Origin of the sequence: Roseovarius sp. B08 (genome assembly GCF_051417955.1) — a bacterium.
GTDB lineage: Bacteria > Pseudomonadota > Alphaproteobacteria > Rhodobacterales > Rhodobacteraceae > Roseovarius.
In genome coordinates this window covers 1,363,972-1,386,667 of the sequence record NZ_JBPRLW010000001.1, presented here as the reverse complement: position 1 = coordinate 1,386,667, position 22,696 = coordinate 1,363,972, and the positions used below count along the sequence as shown (strand labels likewise).

The 22,696-nt window shown below is 65.4% G+C and carries 14 protein-coding genes and 1 pseudogene; 9 read left to right on the top strand and 6 right to left on the bottom strand.

What is annotated here, in order from left to right:
* The first annotated feature begins 1 nt into the window (after position 1).
* Together ACSQ76_RS06985 and nusB are read left to right on the top strand one after the other, a co-directional pair.
* On the top strand, positions 2-544 hold the full coding sequence (locus ACSQ76_RS06985; RefSeq protein ID WP_437155994.1) for a 6,7-dimethyl-8-ribityllumazine synthase: 543 nt from the start codon (positions 2-4) through the stop codon (positions 542-544).
* Positions 541-1,014 carry a transcription antitermination factor NusB gene (gene nusB / locus ACSQ76_RS06980; protein WP_437155993.1) on the top strand — a complete coding sequence of 158 codons (474 nt, stop codon included), beginning with the start codon at positions 541-543 and terminating at the stop codon, positions 1,012-1,014. Before ACSQ76_RS06985 ends, nusB begins: the two co-directional genes overlap by 4 nt.
* Positions 1,015-1,116: 102 nt before the next feature.
* Here nusB and ACSQ76_RS06975 read toward each other — a convergent pair whose 3' ends face one another.
* From ACSQ76_RS06975 to ACSQ76_RS06955, 5 genes and pseudogenes are all read right to left on the bottom strand, one after another.
* Positions 1,117-2,367, bottom strand: a complete 1,251-nt coding sequence (locus tag ACSQ76_RS06975; RefSeq protein ID WP_437155992.1) for an MFS transporter — start codon at positions 2,365-2,367, stop codon at positions 1,117-1,119.
* A gap of 160 nt (positions 2,368-2,527) precedes the next feature.
* Positions 2,528-3,807, bottom strand: a pseudogene (locus ACSQ76_RS06970) (DUF3422 family protein).
* Positions 3,808-4,238: 431 nt separating this feature from the next.
* A complete protein-coding gene (locus ACSQ76_RS06965) occupies positions 4,239-6,746 on the bottom strand; it encodes a hypothetical protein (protein ID WP_437155991.1) in 2,508 nt (835 codons plus the stop codon).
* Between the two features lie 393 nt (positions 6,747-7,139).
* On the bottom strand, positions 7,140-8,624 hold the full coding sequence (locus ACSQ76_RS06960; RefSeq protein WP_437155990.1) for an NAD(P)(+) transhydrogenase (Re/Si-specific) subunit beta: 1,485 nt from the start codon (positions 8,622-8,624) through the stop codon (positions 7,140-7,142).
* Positions 8,625-8,638: 14 nt separating this feature from the next.
* The gene (locus ACSQ76_RS06955; protein WP_437155989.1) at positions 8,639-10,213 is read right to left on the bottom strand and encodes a Re/Si-specific NAD(P)(+) transhydrogenase subunit alpha; all 1,575 of its coding nucleotides are present in this window, start codon (positions 10,211-10,213) and stop codon (positions 8,639-8,641) included.
* Between the two features lie 318 nt (positions 10,214-10,531).
* Here ACSQ76_RS06955 and ACSQ76_RS06950 point away from each other — a divergent pair, with 318 nt between their 5' ends.
* The 5 genes from ACSQ76_RS06950 to ACSQ76_RS06930 all read left to right on the top strand — a co-directional run bounded on the left by ACSQ76_RS06950 (position 10,532) and on the right by ACSQ76_RS06930 (position 18,798).
* Positions 10,532-11,287 carry an SDR family NAD(P)-dependent oxidoreductase gene (locus ACSQ76_RS06950; RefSeq protein ID WP_437155988.1) on the top strand — a complete coding sequence of 252 codons (756 nt, stop codon included), beginning with the start codon at positions 10,532-10,534 and terminating at the stop codon, positions 11,285-11,287.
* Positions 11,288-11,289: 2 nt separating this feature from the next.
* Positions 11,290-11,646 carry an MmcQ/YjbR family DNA-binding protein gene (locus tag ACSQ76_RS06945; protein ID WP_437155987.1) on the top strand — a complete coding sequence of 119 codons (357 nt, stop codon included), beginning with the start codon at positions 11,290-11,292 and terminating at the stop codon, positions 11,644-11,646.
* Positions 11,647-11,826: 180 nt separating this feature from the next.
* Complete coding sequence (locus ACSQ76_RS06940; protein ID WP_437155986.1) at positions 11,827-13,440, top strand: hypothetical protein; 1,614 nt, start codon at positions 11,827-11,829, stop codon at positions 13,438-13,440.
* Positions 13,441-13,475: 35 nt separating this feature from the next.
* Positions 13,476-14,651: a Hint domain-containing protein gene (locus ACSQ76_RS06935; RefSeq protein WP_437155985.1), complete on the top strand. Its 1,176-nt coding sequence runs from the start codon at positions 13,476-13,478 to the stop codon at positions 14,649-14,651.
* A gap of 214 nt (positions 14,652-14,865) precedes the next feature.
* The gene (locus tag ACSQ76_RS06930) at positions 14,866-18,798 is read left to right on the top strand and encodes a Hint domain-containing protein (protein WP_437155984.1); all 3,933 of its coding nucleotides are present in this window, start codon (positions 14,866-14,868) and stop codon (positions 18,796-18,798) included.
* Between the two features lie 35 nt (positions 18,799-18,833).
* Here the strand turns inward: ACSQ76_RS06930 and ACSQ76_RS06925 are convergent, their stop codons facing one another.
* A complete protein-coding gene (locus tag ACSQ76_RS06925; protein WP_437155983.1) occupies positions 18,834-19,610 on the bottom strand; it encodes a gamma-glutamyl-gamma-aminobutyrate hydrolase family protein in 777 nt (258 codons plus the stop codon).
* Positions 19,611-19,907: 297 nt separating this feature from the next.
* Between ACSQ76_RS06925 and pepN the strand changes: the two genes are divergently transcribed.
* Together pepN and ACSQ76_RS06915 are read left to right on the top strand one after the other, a co-directional pair.
* Positions 19,908-22,460: an aminopeptidase N gene (gene pepN / locus ACSQ76_RS06920; RefSeq protein ID WP_437155982.1), complete on the top strand. Its 2,553-nt coding sequence runs from the start codon at positions 19,908-19,910 to the stop codon at positions 22,458-22,460.
* 27 nt (positions 22,461-22,487) lie between these two features.
* Positions 22,488-22,691: a hypothetical protein gene (locus tag ACSQ76_RS06915; protein WP_437155981.1), complete on the top strand. Its 204-nt coding sequence runs from the start codon at positions 22,488-22,490 to the stop codon at positions 22,689-22,691.
* Positions 22,692-22,696: the final 5 nt, after the last annotated feature.

Here is a 22,696-nt window from a genome sequence, read left to right as displayed (position 1 = left end):
CATGGCCGGAACCGAATACACCCTGCCCCGCGCCACGTTCGACAAGCCCGTCAAGTTGCTGATCGTGGTCGCCCCCTTCTACCGCGACATCGCCGACATGATGATCGAAGGCGCCCGCGCCGAGATCGAGGCCTCGGGCGCCACGTTCGACCTCATCGAGGTCCCCGGCGCACTGGAAATCCCCACCTCCATCGGAATCGCCCAACGCCTCTCGAACTTCGACGGCTACGTCGCCCTCGGCTGCGTCATCCGTGGCGCCACCACGCATTATGAAACTGTGTGCAACGATTCCAGCCGCGGCATCACCCTGCTCGGCCTTCAGGGCCTGTGCATCGGCAACGGCATCCTCACGGTCGAAAACCGCGATCAAGCCATCGAGCGCGCCGACCCCAACCGGATGAACAAGGGCGCAGGCGCCGCCGCCGCCGCCCTGCACCTCGTTGCGCTCACCCGCAAATGGGGCACCCGCAAGGGCGTCGGCTTCAGGCCCGACGCCGAGGAACTGAGGCTCGCAGGCGCGCTCAAGGACAACCCCACCGCATGACCGAACTATCCGGCAACCAGAAACGCAAGATGCGCTCCGCCGCGCGGCTCTACGCCGTGCAGGCCCTGTTCCAGATGGAACATTCCAGCCAGTCCTACGAGAAGATCATCCGCGAGTTCCTCGATTTCCGCTTCGGGCAGGAATTCGAGGAGGGCATCGAGATGGCAGACGGCGATATCGACCTCTTTCGCAAGCTGGTCGAACAGGCCGTCAACTGGCAGTCGAAGATCGACCAGATGACCGACCGCGCCCTGGTGGCCAAATGGCCCATCGCCCGCATCGACCCCACCCTGCGCGCTCTCTTCCGCGCCGCCGGGGCCGAGTTCCTCGAGGGCGAAGCGCCCGTGAAGGTCGTCATTAACGAATTCGTCGACATCGCCCGCAGCTTCTATCCCGAAGGCAAGGAAGGCAGCTTCGTCAACGCGGTGCTCGACCACATGGCGCGCGAGGCGAAACCCGAGGCGTTCTGATCCGGGCCAAGCCCTTACCCTGCCCTCGCCGTCCCGGACCTGATCCGGGACCTCGAACGCCGGCGTAGGGTGGGGTTCCACCCCACCACACCGGCGTCCGCCTCACGCCTCTTCGTCCTCGCCCTGCTCCGCCGACCACGCGCCCGCCGCCTCGACCACGAAGGCCGAAGAGGCCGGCAGCACGCCCAGGTAACTCTCGGTCTCGTCCACCGGCGTCGCGGCCCGTTTCGTCATCCGGTAGGCGGCATAGGCCGCAATCGCCGCGAACGCCGCCGCCAGCACCAGCCAGAACGCCGCCGGCCCCACCACGTCCATCACCCAGCCTGCCGCCAGCGGGCCCAGGATGGCCCCGATCCCGAAGGTCAGCACCAGCCCGTCCGACGCCGCCGCCATGTCCTCGACCGGCAGATAGTCGTTGGTATAGGCCAAGAGCAGCGAATAAAGCGGCGTCGTTACCCCGCCCGTCAGGAACGCCGCCGCCATCAGCGGCCAGAACGTCCCGCCCATGGCCCAGCCCAGCAGGCAGAACGCAGCCCCCAGCGCCGCCGCGCCGAAGATCACCCTGCGCCGGTCGATCCGGTCCGACAGCCACCCGATGGGATATTGCAGCACCAGCGCGCCCCCGAACAGCATCGCGATGAAGAGCGCAATTTCGCCCTTGCCCATCCCGATCTGCGCGCCATAGACCGCGCCCATCCCCGATTGCGTGGCGTAAAGACTGCCCAGCAGGAATATCCCCACCGTGCCCAGCGGCGAGCCGGTGAACAGCTCCCGCAACGGCATCGCGCGGATCACCTCCGCCGCAGGCACCGGCGTCACCGACAGCAGGATCGGCGCGAACGACACCGACACCAGGATCGACGCCCCGATGAACAGCGACGCGCCCGCCGTCTCGCCCAGGTTCAAAAGCCCCTGCGCCCCGATGATGCCCAGCGTCTGCGCGATCATGTAGGCCGACAGGATCTTGCCGCGCGTCTCGTTCGTGGCCGCGTTGTTCAGCCAGCTTTCCGCGGTGACATAAATCCCCGACATGGCAAACCCGATCAGAACACGCAGCAGAGTCCACGCCCAGGGCTCGGCCAGCAGCGGAAAGGCGATCAGACCCGCCGACATGAAGCTGCCCAATGCCGCGAACACCCGCACATGCCCGACCCGCCGGATCAGCCGCGGCGCATAGCGCGCGCCCAGCAGAAAGCCTACGAAATAGCCCGAGGTCACCACCGCCAGCTCGGCCGAGGAAAACCCCTCGATATCCCCGCGCAACCCGATCAGCGTGAAATGCATCCCGTTGCCCAGCATGATCAGCACGATCCCGATCAGCAGCGCCCAGATCCCCGCAAAAGCCTGAAACATCGCGTGCCCCTTTTCGATTCGCCGGCCCGTCGACCCTGTCGTCACTCCTGCCAGGGTCACCCACCGCCGCCGTCCCAACGCCGCCGCTTTGGTGTGCCCCCGCGGCACCGTAGGGTGGGTGAAAACCCACCTTTGGTGGGTGACAACCCACGCGCGCCCCCTAATCCAGCTTCTCGCGCACCCGCTTGATCATCCACCACACCGCCACCACCACCGGCAGCGCTACGATCGCCGTCAGCATCTCCTTCGACAGCCCCGTCGGCTCGGTCAGCGGGTAGAGAAGATACCCCGCCAGCGACACCGCGTAATAACTGATCGCCACCACCGACAGCCCCTCGACCGTGCGTTGCAGCCGCAGCTGCATGTCCGCCCGCCGGTTCATGCTCTCCAGCACGTCCTGGTTCTGCGCGCTGCGCTCCACGTCCACCCGCGTCCGCAAGAGCTCGCCCGCCCGCATCGCCCGGTCCGACATCGCGTCCAGCCGTTCTTTCGTCGAAAGCACCGTGCGCATCGCCGGATCGTACCGCCGCATCATGAACTCGCCAAAGGTCTGCCGCCCGTCGAACCGCTCCTCGCGCAGCACTGTGATGCGCTGCTTGACGATCTGCTCATAGGCAGAGGTCGCCCCGAACCGATAGGACGACCGCGCCACCATCCCCTCCAGCTTGGCCGAGATCTCCAGCAGATCATCCAGCGTGTCCTCCGCGGCCACCGACCCGCCCGGCATGTTGCTGATCAGGTGCGTCAACCGCTCTTCCAGCGCGCCCATATCGGGGCGCATCTCGCCCACCCGGGCAAAGCCCAGCATCGACATGGTCTTGTAGGTCTCGATCTCGAACAGACGCTGCACCACGCGCCCCATCCGCCGCGTGCCGATCTCTTCCGAGGCATTGACCATGAACCGCAGGTGCCCCGCCGGATCGATTCTGAAATCACCCGCGACGATGGCGCTGTCATCCAGCACCCGCGCCACCGCCACGCTGTCGGCGACGAACCAGTCGTGGATGTTCTGCCGCACCGTGTCCTCGTCCTTGCGCGTCTCGATCCGCACGATGGCCGAGGTCATCCGGTGCCCCGGTGCCGCCTCCAGCCAGTCGGCAGGAAACACCTCGAACTCCGCCGGATCGAACGGCCGGTCGCTGACCCCGTCCCGGAACGCGGTATAGGTCACGAACTCGGTATGCTGCTCCCATTTCAGGTGGTGCTTGCCGATGTCGCCGGAATAATGCGAGGCGCCCGGCTTGGGATGCGCCGCGCCATAGCGATCCAGCAGCGCCGTCAGGTGGGTCAGGTCATCGCCCCGGTCCCGGCCCGCCGCCCCCTCGACCCGCTTGATCGCCAGGAATGTCCCCGTCGCCGGCGCGGTCAGGTTGGGAAAGGGTCGCGCGTGCAGCTCGTTCGACAACTCGAAGCGCAGGGGTGGTCTTCAATGGGCGGCATGGCTCTCGCGTCCTGGCAGATCCCGGCACTCTAACGATACGGCCCGGCGATGAAAATAGATTGAAACGCACTTTCAATGACTTAGCGGAATGCAGCCGTATACTGGCGCAAATTTAGCCATCTTCAATGGCACCTGCATCATCATCCATCTTGTCGCGTGAAATCAAGCGACCCTCGTAGGGTGGGTGAAACCCACGCGGGCCGACGTCCCAAGCCACGCAACACCTCCCAAACCATCCGTCCCGAACCTGGTCCGGGACCTCCGCCTCGGCCCCGACGAAAAAGGCCCGCCAGCCGGCTGACGCATTCCGCGCCGTGGGACACAAACCGTAGGAGTAGGCTCCGATAAGAATGGCCGCGATGAGAACCATCGCGGCCATTTTCTTGTGGTGAGAGACACGCATCTTACAAGATGGAGGGCTCTCGCAGGATCAGGTCCGGCCCGCCGGCTTCTCCTCGTCGGACGACAAGTCGGTCGGAATACCCAAAATCGCGGAAATCGGCACGACTTGCGCCTCCTGACTGCCGTCTTCCGGCGGGTCTATTGGTTGCGCGACGGCTTGGTCGGCTGGAGCTTTCCACGACCGGTCCAGCTTGGCACCCACCTTCGTGCCAGCATAGAGCCACGGCCGATAGAGCACGCGGTAGAGATCAGGCACATCTTCGCCTCCGCCCTTCCGGAGCTTGCGCGCATCCAGACCGTGGCGCATTGCCGGCGTGCGCTTCTGCGGCGAGCGCCGCGCGCGAGGCGGAAGCTGGACATACTCGTCTGTCCCCGGGATGCGGAGGGCCCGCGGCATCAGCTTCCCTGCCTTCGCGAAGTCGTCGATTTCCTCGTATGGCGGCGTATAGACCCTTGGCTCGAAGAAGTTGTAGTTGATCCGGAAGATGTTGATGATCGAGATCAGCATCGCAGGATTGAAGATCGCCCCCTGGACATAGGAACCGCCGATCCGTGCGCCTCCGCTCCCAGCTCTGTCCGCCAGGCTGAGGCGCTCGCGGAGCGAGTTCATGAAGGTGCTCGCCGGTTGCAGGGTCGCCTTGTAGACCCACGGCGCCAGCTCCCCGCGGACATCGGCATCGAGCGGGCCGTCGAACGGGATGTTCTTCAACTCCCGACGCAGATACCGCGGAAGGATCGGGAATCCGACCTTCTTGTCGAGTTCTCCGCTTGCCTGCCTAGGCGCAGACACCCAGAGCTTCGGAAATGCCGGGATCTGGTAGTACGATCCGGGATACGGGCCTATTCCACGCAGCGCAGGCTCCATATGGTCCGCGATGTAGGCTTCCGTGACGGTTCGGGCATCGGTCTCCGGGGAGAAGCGACCGGCATACATGCCGTCGTTGTGGAACTGACGGCGGTCCTTCTTGTATGCCTTCACTTTCCCGAGCTTCTCCGGCTTCGTCGTCTTCTTCTTGAACTTCATCGCCAACCAAACGAAGCGGTCCGGCCGGATGTCCTCTTCGAACACATGCGGAATGATATTGGGAAGGGTGGCTTCCAGCTCGGTCGTCAGGACAATCCGCCCCTTCGGTAGCATCTCCCTGAGAAGAACGAAGTGCGCGGCCTTCGTATAGAAGTCGTCGGTCGTCATTCCCTTGAACGAGCCGCGTTCGGCTCCGGTGTCCGCCGGGAATCCGAACCAGTCTTCAGCGATAACGCGGATGTCCTCCTTCATTCCGCTCACACGGACGGTGAGATCGTTCCTGGCCTTGATCTCAGCCTTTGATTTCTTAGGCATCCGGCGCCGCGCACGCACACGGAAGGCTTCCAGCTCATTGACGCAGGCCGCGAAGAACTGTGGCTCATGCAGCCGCCCGGTTGGCCGCTGCCAGGAGAACTTCGGCGCAGATCCGAACTTGCTGCCAGGGTAGCTCTGCGAGAGGTTTCTCGGACCTCCCTGGCCGTCGGTGTAGGTCTCGTTGAAGAGGTCCAGGGGTTTGACGCGCGGGTCGAAATCGACATCCATTCGATAGACATACCCGCTCTTCGCGTCCGCCGTGATGGCGCAGTTGAGTTTCGTGTTGCGCTGATCGGTCGCCGTCTCCCAGTTCACGGTGAGGACCATGTCGTCGTGGCTGAGGCAGTGCTCTACCTGCTGACCGCTGCGTTCCACCTTTTCCCGCCAACGGCGGAGCATCTCTCGCTCATAGGCGAGGAACACCCCTTCCAACCAGGCAATGCGATCGTAGATCCGGGAGAAGCCGATCGTCTTGCCGGTGGCCGCTGTGCCCAGCATGCGCTGCATGTCGGTGATGCCGGCGCTGTTCAGCACCGCCCCGAGAATCCGCAGGTTGTCCGCGGTCGTCTTTTGCCCCGCGTGCGGCAGCGAGATCGAGAACCGGGCGCCCTTCTTGCCTTTGCAGGGCTTGTGCAAGACCCGAACGGCCTTCGGTGTGGCCTTCGCCTTCGTGGCCTTGCCCTTGCTGTCGCGGGTCCGCTGATGTGCGCCATTCAGCGAGAACTCGTCCGGAGCCGCAAGGAAGCGGGTGCCACATGCACCACAGCCGGGTCCGTCCAGGATTCCGTTGTGATTGCGCAGGCGGGAAACCTCCTCATCGAGGTGTGCGGGCGATACGAGCGAGAAGGCGCTATTGCAGACCTTTCGTTCGAAGGTATGCCCTTGGCAGCGCACCGTCCGCTGGTCGGCCCATAAATGAGGGGCGCGGCGATACTGGAACGCGCAACTGACCCGCCGATGCTTCTTGTCCGCGCCCGAGAGCTTGTATGCGCCCGGGCCGTGTTTTGCGACGATATCCAGTTGCTCCTCGGTGAGTTCAGGGCGGGCCTCTTCCCAGGCTTTCCTGCGCACGGCCGAGTCCGAGAGCGGCTGTCCGAAGTTGGAGCAGTCCGGATTGGCGCAGGTGTTGAGATGATACTTGCCCGCGCCCGGATAGAGCTGAGAAAGCTTGAAGTTGAAAGTCGCCAAACTTGCCATTCGGAACCTCGTCTTTCGCGGGTTCCGCCTCGAGTCGTTTTCCGACCAAAGAGCAGATTTTCCGCGGGGTTAGGAGTCTCACGATGCGGAAATCTCCGCGTGTCCTCCGGAGAGAACGGTCAAGCTTGCGGCGTAAGAACATTGGCTCTATGTTCGGAAACAGAAGGAAAAAGAGCCGAAAGGGCTCCATTTTCTGCTGGCAAGGGGCTGCCAGATGTGTGCGAGACTATTTTCTCGCACATCTTCTGCCTGATGCAGCTCAGGCGCGTTTCAAATCTTTCAGTAAATCAATAGCCTGCCGCGTTTCCGCGACAGGCTTGGTTGTGGCTACGTCCCACCGGACGGAATGCGTCACCAGCCGGCGGGCCCTTTCCAATTCCCTGTAACCGGGCCTTACCCGATCTTCGACAACAGCGCCGTCACGCTGTCCTTGGCGTCGCCATAGAACATCCGCGTGTTGTCCTTGAAGAACAGCGGGTTCTCGATGCCGGAATAGCCCGTGCCCTGCCCGCGCTTGGACACGAACACATTCTTGGCCTTCCAGACCTCCAGCACCGGCATGCCGGCGATGGGGCTGTTGGGGTCGTCCTGTGCCGCCGGGTTCACGATGTCGTTCGAACCGATCACGATCACCACGTCGGTGTCCGGGAAATCCTCGTTGATCTCGTCCATCTCCAGCACGATGTCATAGGGCACCTTGGCCTCGGCCAGAAGCACGTTCATGTGCCCCGGCAGACGCCCCGCCACGGGGTGGATGGCGAACCGCACGGACTTGCCCTGCGCCCGCAGCTTGTTGGTCAGCTCGCTGACCGCCTGCTGCGCCTGCGCCACCGCCATGCCGTAGCCCGGCACGATGATCACGCTGTCGGCCTCGTTCAGCGCATTGGCCACGCCGTCGGCGTCGATCGGCACCTGCTCACCCTCGACCTCCGCCGCCGGACCGCTGGAACCGCCGAAGCCGCCCAGGATCACGCTGACGAAGGACCGGTTCATCGCCTTGCACATGATGTAGCTCAGGATCGCACCCGACGAGCCCACCAGCGCGCCCACCACGATCAGGAGGTCGTTGCCCAGGCTGAAGCCGATGGCGGCCGCCGCCCAGCCGGAATAGCTGTTCAGCATCGAAACCACCACGGGCATGTCCGCGCCGCCGATCCCCATGATCAGGTGATAGCCGATGAAAAGCGCCAGCAGGGTCAGAACGACCAGCGTCCAGCTGCCCGACCCGCTCAGGTACATGATCGCCAGCACCAGCGACAGGCCCGCCGCGACGGCGTTCAGGATATGCCCGCCCGGCAGCTTCTTGGCCGCGCTATCGACCTTGCCGGCCAGCTTGCCATAGGCAATCACCGACCCGGTGAAGGTCACCGCGCCGATCCAGATGCCCAGCACCAGCTCGACCTTGAGGATGGTCACTTCCACCGCCGTCTTCTTGGCGACGATCGCGGCGAACCCGCTGAACTGCTTGGCAAAGGTCACGCCTTCCGCCGTCACTTCCTCGGGCCGCGGGAAGCGAAGGCCCGCCTCGGCGAACTCGGCGGCGACGCGCCCCAGTTCGATATCCGCGTTGAAGCCCACGAACACCGCCGCGAGACCCACCAGGGAGTGCATGATCGCCACCAGTTCCGGCATCTGCGTCATCTGCACCTTCGTGGCCAGCTGATAGCCCACCACCGCGCCGCCGGCGATCATGATCAGCGACACCAGCCACAGCCCGGCACCGGGACCGATCAGCGTCGCCAGAACGGCAATTGCCATGCCGGCAATGCCATACCACACCGCGCGTTTCGCGCTTTCCTGCCCCGACAGACCGCCCAGGCTGAGGATGAAGAGAACTGCCGCGACCGCATAGGCCGCAATGGTAAATCCGAAATCCATCGTCCCTTACCCCCTTACGATTTCTGGAACATGGCGAGCATGCGCCGTGTCACCAGGAAGCCGCCGAAAATGTTGATCGCCGCCATGAAGATGCCAAGACCGGCCAGCAGCGTGATGAGGTAGGAGGTCGAGCCGATCTGCGTCAGCGCCCCCAGGATGATGATCGACGAAATCGCATTCGTCACCGCCATCAGCGGCGTGTGCAGGCTGTGCGCCACGCCCCAGATCACCTGGAACCCGATGAACACCGACAGCACGAAGACGATGAAGTGCTGCATGAAGCTCGCCGGCGCCACGGTGCCGACCAGCAGCACCAGGAACGCCCCGATGCCCAGCAGGGCCACATGGCTCTTCGTCTGCTTCTTGAAGGCCGCGACTTCCTGCTCCCGCCGCTCCTCGGGGGTCAGTTCGCGCGGCTTCTCCTTCTTCGGGGCCGCGGCAATCGCGGCCACCTTCGGCGGCGGCGGCGGATAGGTGATCTCGCCTGCGTGGGTGACCGTCGCGCCTCGGATCACGTCGTCTTCCATGTTGTGATCGACCTTGCCGTCCTTATCGGGCGTCAGGTCGGTCATCATGTGACGGATGTTGGTCGCATAAAGCGTCGAGGACTGCGTCGCCATCCGGCTCGGGAAGTCGGTGTAGCCCACGATCGTCACGCCGTTGTCGGTGACGATCTTCTCGTCCTTCTGCGTCAACTCGCAGTTGCCGCCCCGCTCGGCGGCCAGGTCCACGATGACCGAGCCGTTCTTCATCATCTCGACCATGTCCTTGGTCCACAGGACCGGCGCGGGCCGGTTCGGGATCAGGGCCGTGGTGATGACGATGTCCATCTCGGGCGCCATCTCGCGGAATTTTTCCAGCTGCTTTTCCTGGAACTCGGGGCTGGACGGCGCGGCGTACCCGCCGGTCGACGAGCCATCCTGCTGCTCCTCCTCGAAATCCAGGAACACGAACTCGGCGCCCATCGATTCGATCTGCTCGGCCACTTCGGGGCGCACGTCGAACGCATAGGTGATCGCGCCCAGGCTGGTCGAGGTGCCGATCGCGGCAAGACCCGCGACGCCCGCGCCGACCACCAGCACCTTGGCCGGCGGCACCTTGCCCGCGGCCGTCACCTGGCCGGTGAAGAACCGGCCGAAATTGTTGCCCGCCTCGATCACGGCACGGTAGCCCGCGATGTTGGCCATGGACGACAGCGCATCCATCTTCTGTGCACGGGAAATCCGCGGCACCGCCTCCATCGCGATGACGGTCGCGCCCTTCTCGGCGGCGATCTTCATCTGCTCTTCGTTCCCGCCCGGGTTGAAGAAGGAAATAAGGGTCTGGCCCTTGGTCAGGCGCTTGACCTCGGTATCCGTGGGGACGCGCACCTTGGCAATGATGTCACAGGCTTTCCACAGGGCCGCCGGCGACTTGATGATCTCGACACCGGCCTCCTTGTAATCCGCATCCGTGAAACCCGCGCGCTCTCCCGCGCCGGTCTCGATGGCGCATTCATGGCCCAGTTTCTGAAGTTGCAAGGCCGAGTCCGGCGTCATCGCAACGCGCGCCTCACCTTCCATCACCTCTTTTGGTGTTCCGATCTTCAACTTTCACTCCCCCCGTTTTCTGACGGTCACATGTGGCGGCCTCTCGGCCTGTCGTTTTCTGTACCCTAAGGGTCGGGCACGGCTTATCACACAAATTTTACCCGCTTGGAATGTAGCGATTGTCGCATCCTGTCAAATCACCATCGTGTCTTTCCATAGTATTGCGCAAAATTCATTCGAAACTTTCGTCGCAGCCGGTCTCTCCGGGCCGTATGTTCGGAATCGCCCGAAAGCTGGTATAGAGTATACCAGATGGCCTTGCCAGCCTTTCCAAACCGGCTCTTGGCAAGCCGCGCGCCCTGCGGCACAGTTGCGCTCATGACGCTCACAGGAAAACACGCCCTCGTCACCGGCGGGGGCACCGGCATCGGTCTCGCCATCGCCCGCGCCCTGCAGGACAACGGCGCCACCGTCACCATTACCGGTCGCCGCGCCGAGGTTCTGAACGAGGCCGCCGGCGCCCACGGCCTGCACCCACAAGTCATGGACGTACGCGACGAAGCCAGCGTGGTCGAAGGCATCGCCGCCTCCGTCGCCGCGCGCGGCCCTATCCAGGTCTGCGTGCCCAATGCCGGCATCGCCGAAGGCCGCAGCCTGTCGAAGACCGACACCGATTTCTGGCACCGCACCATGGCCACCAATCTCGACGGCGCATTCTGGACCATCCGCAGCGCGATGGCCTCGATGAAGGGCACCGACTGGGGCCGCGTTGTCGCGATCTCTTCCATTGCGGGCCTGCGCGGTCTCAAGGGTGCGGCCGCCTATTCCGCCTCCAAGCACGGGCTTATCGGCCTCATCCGCGCCCTTTCCGAGGATTACATGGGCAGCGCCTTCACCTTCAACGCGGTCTGCCCTGGCTATGTCGATACCGACATCATCACCCGAAACGTGGACGCCATCAGCGCCCGCGCCGGAGTCGATGCCGACACCGCCCGTTCGATGATGGTGGACGCCAACCGCCACAAGCGCCTGATCGCCCCCGACGAGGTCGCCGCCGCCGTCACCTGGCTTTGCGGTCCGGGGTCCGAAAGCGTCAACGGCCAGACCATCGAAATCGCCGGCGGCCAGGTCTGACAATGCTGCCCCGCGACGCGTTCATGGACTTCTGCGCGTCGCTTCCCGCCAGCACCCATGTCGTGCAATGGGGCAACGCCGACGTCTGGAAAGTCGGCGGCAAGGTCTTTGCCATCGCCGGCTGGAACGACGGGCACGACGCCTACACCTTCAAGGCCTCCGACATCGCCTTTGAGGTTCTGCAGGATCAGCCGGGTATCCGCCCGGCGCCCTACCTCGCCTCACGCGGGATGAAATGGTTGCAGGTCCACACCGATCCGGGCCTGTCCGACGACAGCCTTCGCGAGCATATCAAGGCCTCCTACGACATGGTCGTGGCCGGTCTGACCCGCAAGAAACGGGCGGACCTGGGTCTCTGAGCCCCCCACCACGTCAGCAAATTGCCTCAATTCATCTAAAATTCGCCTGAAACTTCCCGTCTTCCGGCCACGGACGCTCTGTATCCATTCCGGAAACAAAGGGCGCGCGAGCAGTCGAAACGCGCCCATGGGTCACGCGGCCAGAGACCTCGGATCCACCGGACAAAGAGGCAGGAAAACATGGCCACGTACACGGTCAATTTCTACAATTACAACCCGGCGGGCAACATCCCCACCGGCACGGGCAGCACCTTCACCTGGGGCGGACCCGGCACCGCCGCGGGGCGCGCCACCATCACCGACAACGAACCCGGCATTCAGGAATTCACCCTCGACGACGACAGCGCCGGCGGTGAAACCGCAACCGCGACCGTCACCCTGGGCAACAACACATCGGTCAACACCACCGTCGATGCCGAGCTTGTCTGGACCTTGCGCGATACCGTCACCGGCCAGACCTTCCAGGTCATCCAGTTCGATGTCGAGAACGGCGCCGCCGCCGGGCTCTATACCCTGTCCGAGGTGCCGCTGGTGGCCGGGCGCAGCTACCAGGTGCAGGCCTACGACAGCAACCCCAACGCCGCTGCGGGCGACATCGCCTTCAGCGCGCAGGACTACACCGACCAGATCGTCGACGGCACTGAAGGCGACGACACCATCGACGGCAGCTATACCGGCGACCCCCAGGGCGACGTGGCCGATGGCGGCGACGGCACCGGCGCGGGCCTCAACGCCGACCTCATCCATGCCGGCGCCGGCAATGACAGCGTCGTGGCAGGGCTGGCCAACGACACCGTCTATGGCGGCTCGGGCAACGACACCATCCTCGGCGGCTCCGGCAACGATCTCATCTACGGCGACAGCGACCCGCGCGAGAGCAGTTCCTCCGGCGGTACCAACACCGTGGGCAGCAACTTCACCGTCATCAGCCTCGGCTCGGCCCCCGATGTGGACCCGACCGAAACCAACACCGCCAGCGAAAACGCCGCCAACCTGCTGGGCAGCTACGGCGACGCCGGCAACCCGCTCTTCCAGCAGTTCCTCGACGCCCAGACCTTCGACAGCAACAGCGACGGCACGCTGCAGGACAACGACAACAGCCAGACGCCCGAGAACATCGTCATCGGCGGCACGACCTACCAGATCGATTCCGGCATGGTCTACAACGCCACCGTCACCTTCACCGACGGGCTGTCCGAGAATTTCACCGCCGTGGTCGTCCAGACCACCAGCGGCGACGTCTTCATGCTGCCCGAACTGACCAACAACGCCGACAACGCGATACTCACCAGCAAGCCGATCCAGTCGATCACGCTCAACGGCGTCGACAACGCCAGCGCGACCATCGGCGCCAACCGGCTCGATGCCGACTACCGGCTCGGCGACGGCACCCCCGGCGACGACAGCATCGACGGTGGCACCGGGAACGACACGATCTATGCCGAGGGCGGCTCCGACACCGTGACGGGCGGCGACGGCAACGATGTCATCTACGGCGACGAGGCGCCGGTCGCGGGGCAGTGGGACTATCAGGTCTACAACTACGATTTCACGGCCGCCAACGGTCAGGCCTTCAACATCGAGTCGGGAACGCTTGTCGGCTCGGGACAATCGAATGGCTTCAATTCGGCGACGCTCGTGCACGACGCCCGTGGCACGACCGGCGACGCCAATGACTTCGGTGTGATCTACACCTCGCAGTTCCTGGCGTCCCAGAACGGAACCTACACGTTCTCGACAACCTCGGACGACGGCTCGACCATCCGGCTGCTGGATGAAAACGGCGACCCCTGACCTTCACCAACCAGGGCGGCAGCACGGCCGATTTCATGAACAACGACTTCCACCAGGGCGCGACAACCCGGTCGGGCACCGTCGAGCTGGAAGCCGGACGCATATACACCATAGAGGTCCGGCACTGGGAAAACGCCGGGGCCGAAGTCATCTCGGGGCAGGTCACGAGCCCGAGCGGCACAACCGAGGCCCTTGCCAGCAGCAGCCAGGTCATTGGACCGCGCGTCGCTTCCGGCGGCGACGACAGCCTGAGTGGCGGTGCCGGCAACGATGTCATCTTCGGCGGCGCCGGAAATGACACGCTGATCGGCGGCACCGGCGCCGACAGCCTCTACGGCGGGCTTGGCGATGACGAGATGTACCTGGCCGAGGGCGATATCGCCTTTGGCGGTGATGGCGACGACCTCTTCGTGCTGGGCGACCTGGGCGAGGCCGGTTCCGGCACCATCACCATCGTCGGCGGCGAGGGCGGCGAGACCAATGGCGACACGCTGCGCCTGACGCCCGACGTCAGCCGTAACGACATCACCTTCTCCAACACCGATGACGACACCGGCGGCCTCTCGGGCACCTTCGTGCTGCCAGACGGCACCGTCGTGAATTTCTCGGAAATCGAGAACATCATCTGTTTCACCCCCGGCACCCGCATCCTGACACCCCAGGGCGAGCGCCCCATCGAAACCCTGCGCCCGGGCGACCTCGTGATCACCCGCGACAGCGGTCCCCAGCCAATTCGCTGGCTCGGCCACCGCACCGTCATCGGCCGCGGCAAGTTCGCGCCCATCGCCGTCAATTCCACCATAATGGACGGCGCCCCCCGCCCGCTCCTGGTCTCGCCACAGCACCGGCTCCTGTTCTCGGGCTACCGTGCCCAGCTTCTCTTTGGCGAAAGCGAGGTTCTCGTGGCCGCCAAGCACCTGGTCGACGGGATCGACGTGCGCATCGCCGAACGCCGGCTGGTGACCTATTTCCACATGATGCTCGACCGGCACGAGGTGGTCTATGCCGAAGGAGCCGCCACCGAAAGCTTCCACGCCGCCGATGTCGGCATCGGCGCGCTCTCGGATGCCTCGCGCGAGGATATGTTCCGTGTCTTCCCGCACCTGCGCGGCGACCTTTCGGCCTATGGCGACACCGCCCGCATGTGCCTGCGCGCCCACGAGGCGCGCCTGTTGGTCGAACCCCGCACGGCACTCGCCATGGTCGCGTGATAAAGCCTTAAATTTTAACGGAATATCCAAGTCTTGCCACATTCCGCCCGAATTCCCGTCAAGCCCGGATCCTAGTGTCGTGTCCAGCGTCGGCCAGTGAACGAACCGGCACAGACAAACCGAATCGAGCAGTGACAATGGTGACAAGGGTCAACAAACGCCCCCGTCAAAGGGCCTCGTGCGACGCGTCGCGCGCGCAGGTGCGGATTGCGCCATGACCACGTATACCGTCACCGCGGCCAACTGGAACGACCCGCTCTTCTGGGCATCGATCAGCGAGGCGTCGGGCGGCCACATGCTCGATTTCTCCGGCCTTGCCGCGAACTTCGACGTGATCGTCGACAAGGCCACCGGCACGGTCACGCTGACCGACGGCGCCACGACCTTCACCGTGGCCGAGGCCGGCTACGGCGGCAGTTCCGACGCCACTTTGGGCGGCGGCACGCTGTGGGACTATTTCGCGACGCTCGGCTTCGGCGGCGGCGATCAGGCGATCACCGGCGATGCCGCGGCCGAAGCCATCACCACAGGCGCGGGCGACGACACGATCGACGCTGGCGGCGGCAACGACACCATATTTTACGGCGACGGTGCCGACACGGTACGTGGCGGCGACGGCGACGACCGCATCGACGACGCCGCGGGGATCAACTCCACCTCTACCGGCAGCCGCGTCGACGCCGGCGCGGGCAACGATACCGTCTTCGGCGCCGCCGGTGACGACACGCTGCTTGGCGGCACCGGGAATGACCGGCTGGATGGCGAGGCCGGAACCGACCACATCCAGGGCGGCGCCGGGGCCGACACGATCTCGGGGGGCGCCGGGAACGACCGTATCGCGTCGGACGACTTCACCGCCACCGGCCCCAACCTGATCGTCAACGGCTCGTTCGAGGACACCACCGGCATGACGGCGGCCTCCTTCGGCCATCAGGGCACCGGCGGCAGCATTCCCGGCTGGACCGACAGCGGCGGCAACAGCGTCGATTATCACAACGACGGGCGCGGCGGCCTTTCCGCCACGGACGGCGCGAACTGGCTCGACATGGAAGGAGGCGGGGGCCAGCAGCTGGCGATCTCGCAGACCGTTGCCGGACTCCAGCCCGACGACGTCTACCAGCTCAGCTTCGATATCGGCGACAAATCCGACGGCAACGATGGCACCGCGCTCGACAACACAGTCGACGTCTACTGGAACGGCGAACTGCTCGACAGCATCGATCCTCCCGACGGCAACTGGCAGACCTACACCTACCACGTGACCGGCGCCTCCGGCGACGGCACCGGCACGCTCGAGTTCCGTGGCGCGGGCGCCACCGATTCCGAGGGTGCCTCAATCGATTCCGTCTCGCTCCACGCCACGACAGAGGCCGCGGGCGCAGCCGACTCCGTCACCGGCGGCAGCGGCGACGACGTGATCTTCACCGGTGCGGGCGACGATACCGCCACCGGCGGCAGCGGCGCCGACACCATCCATGCCGGCACCGGCGCAGACACCGTCTCGGGCGGCTCGGACGCGGATAGGATTCTGATCGCCGATGGCTTCGGCAACGATTCGATCACCGGCGGCGAGGGCGTCACCACCGGCAGCGACAGCGACACGATCGACGGCAGCGGCCTCTCCGGCCCGGTCACCCTGACCCTGTCCGGCAGCGAGGCCGGCACCCTCACCGATGGCACCGACACGCTCTCCTTCACCGAGGTCGAGAACGTCTTCACCGGCGCGGGCGACGACAACCTCGATGCCTCCGCCGACAGCGTCGGTCTCGGCCTCTTCGGCGCGGACGGCGATGACACGATCACCGGCGGCAGCGGCGCCGATCACATCGAGGCGGGCACCGGCGCCGACCGGGTCGCGGGTGGCGGCGGCGACGACACCATCGACCTCGGGGCGCATGACGGCGCGCCCGACACGCTGGCCTTCTCCGATGGCGACGGCGCCGACGTCATCGCCGGCTTCGAAGGCCCCGTCGACAACGGTGACGGCACCTTCACGGGCCGCGATCAGCTCGACCTCTCCGGTGCCACCGACGCGGCAGGCAACCAGATCAACACCCGCGACATCACCGTCGGCGATGACGGCTTCGGCAACGCGCTTCTGTCTCTGCCCAACGGCGACAGCATCACCCTTGTCGGCATCGCCCCCGCCGATGTCGCCGACGCGGACGCTTTCGCCGCCATGGGCGTCCCCGCCCCCGACGACATCGTCGAGGGCACGTCCGGCGCCGACAGCATCGACGCCACCTATACCGGCGACCCCGAGGGCGACGCTATCGACGCCGGCGACAATGCTGCGGGCACCGACGCTGACCGGGTCGAGGCGGGCGCGGGCGACGACACCGTTGTGGCTGGTGCGGGCAACGATACGATCTACGGGCGCGACGGCAACGACAGCCTGCTGGGCGGAGACGGCAACGACCTGCTGGATGCCCGCGGTGGCAACGGCTACGGACTGCCCGACACAGGTTACAACGACCCGGCCAATCCCGGCCTGAATTACGCCGCCGACAGCAACCCCTTCGACGACCGCGACATCGTCGATGGCGGCGGCGGCGATGACAGGATCCTGACCGGCGACGACAACGACGTCATCACCGGCGGCGCGGGCGACGACACCATCGACGCGGGCTTTGACGCCGACAGCATCACCGGCGACGCCGGCGCCGACGAAATCGAGGGCAACGCCGGGCGCGACACCGTCGACGGCGGCACCGGGAACGACCTCATCTACGGCGACATCTCGGCCTCCAACCCGCTCTACCCGTATTACCCGCTCTACAACCTGCCCAATGATGGCACCGACCGGAACCCCGACGACCACGCCGACAGCATCCTCGGCGGCGACGGCGACGACACCATCTTCGGCCAGGACGACGACGACACCATCTCGGGCGGCCAGGGCCACGACGTGCTCGACGGCGGTCTGGACGACGACGTCATCTCCGGCGGCGACGGCGACGACAGCATCATCCTCTCCGACAACTTCGGCAACGACACCATCGACGGTGGCGCACTGTCGGAAACCGGCGGCGACACGCTGGATGCCAGCGGCATGACCCAGGACGTGGTGCTGGATCTCGGGCAGAACGGCGCCGCCGACCCCGAATCCGGCCTCATCGCCGACGGCATCGATTTCGCCACCTTCACCGAGATCGAGAATATCACCCTGGGCGCCGGCAACGACCTCGTCTTCGGCTCCGCCGAGGCCGACAGCGTCAGCACCGGCGCGGGCGACGACACGATCGACGGCGGCACCGGCGCCGACAGCTTCGACGCAGGTGCCGGCAACGACAGCATCACCGTCGACCAGGGCGATACCGTGCAGGGTGGCGTCGGCGACGACACGTTCCGCCTTGCGGATCTCGACACCACCGGCACCGGCAACGCCGCCATCGACATCACCGGGGGCGAAGGCGCCGAGACGAACGGCGACACGTTGATCCTGACGCCCGATGTCTCCTACGGCGACCTTCTGTTCTCCGACAGCGATCCCGGCACCGGCATGTCGGGCAGCTTCACCATGGCCGACGGCACGCCCGTCACCTTTTCGGAAATCGAGAACATCATCTGCTTCACCCCCGGCACGATGATCCTCACCAGTCACGGCGACCGCCCCGTCGAGACGCTTCAGGTGGGCGACATGGTCGTCACCCGCGACCAGGGCCTGCGCCCGATCCGCTGGGTGGGCGCGCGCACCGTTCGGGGCCACGGCCGCTTCGCCCCCATCCGCGTCGGCGCCAATGCGCTCGATCCCACGCGCAAGGGGCTGCTGGTCTCACCCCAGCACCGCATCCTCTACACCGGCTACCGCGCCGAGCTTCTCTTCGGCGAGTCCGAGGTGCTGGTGCCCGCCAAGCACCTTGTCGACGGGCGCGACGTCTTGCGCCAGCCCTGCGACGAGGTCACCTATATCCACCTGATGTTCGACCACCACGAGGTCATCTACGCCGAAGGCTTCGCCACCGAAAGCTTTCACGCCGGCGATGTCGGCCTCGATGCCATCGAAGAGGCCGCGCGAGAAGAGCTGTTCGCCCTCTTCCCCGAACTGCGCACGGCCCCCGGCCATCACCTGGAAACCGCCCGCACCTGTCTCAAGAAACACGAGGCCGCCCTGCTGATCGAAGATACCGACGGCCCGCATTACTGAGCCAAGCTGCCGTCTTGCGCCGCAGGCTTCCCGCCTCAGGCCGAGCGCAGCGCTGGCCCCCGCTCACCTGCCTGCCACGCGCGCGCCGCATCGCCCAGCGCCTCGAACAGGCACCGGCTCACCGAATCGTTCGCCGCGTTCCACTCCGGGTGCCACTGCACCGCCAGCGCAAAGCCCGGCGCGCCTTCGATGTAGACGGCCTCAGGGGTGCCATCGGGGGCACATCCGTCGATCACGACGCCCTTACCTTCCCGGATGATTCCCTGCCCGTGCAGCGTGTTGGTCATCACCTTCTGCGACCCCATCAGCCGGTGAAACACCCCGCCTTCGACAAAGCTCACCTCGTGGCGCAGCGCGAACCGTTCCTCCAGCGTGCCGTCGGGCGGCATCCGGTGATTGTCCCGGCCCGGCAGTTCGCGGATCTCCGGGTGCAGCGTGCCGCCCAGCGCCACGTTCACCTCTTGGAACCCCCGGCAGATCCCCAGGATCGGCTGCCCCTTGGCCACGCAGGCCCGCACCAGAGGCAGGGTCAGGGCATCACGCTCGCGGTCGAAGGCGCCATGCGCCTCGGTGGGTGCCTCGCCATACTCCTCGGGGTGGATGTTGGGCCGCCCCCCGGTCAGCACGAAACCGTCGCAGATCTCCATCAACTCCTCGACGCTTACCAGCGCGGGGTCGCTTGCCACCAGCATGGGAATACAGTCGGACACTTCCGACACCGCCTCGGAATTCATCCGCCCCACCGCGTGCACGGGATAGCGGTCGTCGATGGAATAACTGTTGCCGATAATGCCGATAACGGGACGCGTCATGTCTATCCTTCACCTGCTGTCGTTGCGACTTAAGGATAATATCCCGAACCAATAAGAAAACCTCAACAGGCGCACAAGAGGGACTGCAAATTTGCCGCCCTGTTAACCGTTTCCCAAGTCCCGTCGCCTAGTTTCAGGGCGCAGGCGGAGGCACCAGACCCTCGCGGGCGCCACTTCGCATCCCGGCGCCGGGGGGCTGGGGGCGTCCGTCTGTACCTGCACCCCCGTTTCCACGTTGCCTCCCCTTTCGCATCGCCCTACCCTCCGCACGAACCTTCTCAGACGGAGAGACACGCGATGAAAGACGCCGCCCCCCAGCCAATCTACCTGGCCGATTACACGCCCCCCGCGCATCTGGTCGATCATGTCTCGCTCACCTTCCGTCTCGACCCGGAAAAGACCCGCGTTCTCAGCCGGATATCCTTTCGCCCCAACCCCGGCGGCCCCGGCGGCCCCCTGCGCCTCGACGGCGAACAGTTGACGCTCGTTTCCGCCCGCATCGACGGCGACGAGGTCACGCCCGAGGTCACGGCGCGCGGCCTGACCGTCCCCGCCCCCGACGCCCCCTTCACCTTCGAGGCCGAGGTCGAGATCGCGCCCGCGGGCAACACCGCGCTCGAAGGTCTCTACATGTCGAACGGCATGTACTGCACCCAGTGCGAGGCCGAGGGCTTTCGCAAGATCACCTATTACCCCGACCGCCCCGACGTGATGGCCACCTTCGACGTCCGCATCGAGGGCGACGAGAAAATCAAGCTCTCCAACGGCAACCCCGGCGACGCGGGCGACGGTTTCGCCGAATGGCACGACCCATGGCCCAAGCCCGCCTATCTCTTCGCGCTGGTGGCCGGCGATCTGGTCAACCACCCCGGCACGTTCACCACGAAATCCGGCAAGGAGGTGGAGCTCAACATCTGGGTCCGCCCCGGCGACGAACACAAATGCGCCTTCGGCATGGAGGCCCTCAAGAAGTCCATGAAATGGGACGAGGATGTCTATGGCCGCGAATACGACCTCGACATCTTCAACATCGTCGCGGTCGACGATTTCAACATGGGCGCGATGGAAAACAAGGGGCTGAACATCTTCAACTCCTCCGCCGTGCTGGCCAGCCCGGAAACCTCGACCGACATGAATTTCCAGCGGATCGAGGCGATCATCGCGCACGAATATTTCCACAACTGGACCGGCAACCGCATCACCTGCCGCGACTGGTTCCAGCTTTGCCTCAAGGAGGGCCTCACCGTCTTCCGCGACGCCCAGTTCACCGCCGACATGCGCTCCGAACCCGTCAAGCGCATCGACGACGTCATCACCCTGCGCGCGCGGCAATTCCGCGAGGACAACGGGCCACTCGCACACCCCGTCCGCCCCGCCAGCTTTGTCGAGATCAACAATTTCTACACCGCCACCGTCTACGAAAAAGGCGCCGAGCTGATCGGGATGCTGAAAACGCTCGTCGGCGACGAAGCCTATTACAAGGCGCTCGACCTCTACTTCACGCGCCACGACGGCGACGCCGCCACGATCGAGGATTGGCTCAAGGTGTTCGAGGACACCACCGGCCGCGACCTCTCCCAGTTCAAACGCTGGTACGAGGACGCCGGCACCCCCCGCGTCTCGGTCACCGACGATTTCGCGGACGGCACCTATACTCTCACTTTTGAGCAGCACACGCCCCCCACCCCGGGACAGGACGACAAGCCCCCCCGCGTCATCCCCATCGCGGTCGGTCTTCTCTCGCCCAACGGCGACGAGGTTCAGCCCACCAAGGTGCTCGAAATGACGGAAGCCAAACAAAGCTTCACCTTCGACGGCCTGTCGTCGAAACCCATCCCCTCGATCCTCCGCGGCTTCTCCGCGCCGGTGATCGTCGAGCGCGAAACCACCAACGCCGAACGCGCCTTCCTGCTCGCCCACGACACCGACCCCTTCAACAAGTGGGAGGCGGGCCGCGACCTTGCCCGCGACGCCCTCATCGCCATGATCCGCGACGGCGCCGCACCGGACGAGGCCTATATCGACGCCGTGCACACCATGGCCCGCGACGACAGCCTCGACCCGGCCTTCCGCGCCCTCGCCCTCGGCCTGCCCAGCCAGGACGACCTCGCCCAGACGCTTTTCGACACCGGCACCACCCCCGACCCGCAGGCCATCTGGGACGCCATCGAGACCTTGCGCCACGCCCGCGCCGAGCGGATGCAGGACACCGCCACGCGCCTTTACGCCCAGTTCCAGGTGTCCGAGCCCTACCGGCCCGATGCCGAACAATCCGGCGCCCGGTCGTTCGCCAACGCCGCCCTCAGCCTGATCAACCGGCTCGACGGCGGCGCACAGGCGCAAAAGCAGTTCGACACCGCCGACAACATGACCCAGCAGCTTGCCGCCTTTTCCTGCCTGCTCCAGGCCGGCAAGGGCGCGGCGGCCACGCAAACCTTCTATGACCAGTGGCGGCACGACCGCCTCGTGATTGACAAGTGGTTCATGATGCAGGTCGTCCACGCCGCGCCCGAGGATGCCGTGGCGACCGCGGAACGCCTCACCGAACATCCCGACTTCACGATGAAAAACCCCAATCGCTTCCGCGCCACCCTGGGCGCGCTCACGATGAACGCGGCGGGCTTCCATCATGTCTCCGGTGCGGGCTACGACCTTCTGGCCGACTGGCTGATCAAACTCGACCCGCTCAACCCGCAAACCACCGCGCGGATGTGCTCGGCCTTCGAGACGTGGCGGCGCTATGACGACACCCGCCAGGGTCTCATCAAGGCCCAGCTCGACCGCATCCTTTCCACGCCCGAGCTCAGCCCCGACACGACCGAAATGGTGACCCGCATTCGGGGAAGCTGACCCGGCGACAGAATCTTTCCGGCCACGTTGCGACTGACAGATCAAGCGCCCCTGCAAATCGCCTCCGTGCAGGGCCGCTCGACTACTGTTCGCACTTCGTCGCAAGGGATCCACAACATCCTCGGCGTCATCGGCGTCGTCACCGTCACGGCGCAGACCGGACAGGGCGATCTCGACGCCGGGCAGCGCACCGCGCTCGACGAGATCCGCCACGCCTTCCGCATCAGGTGATCTGT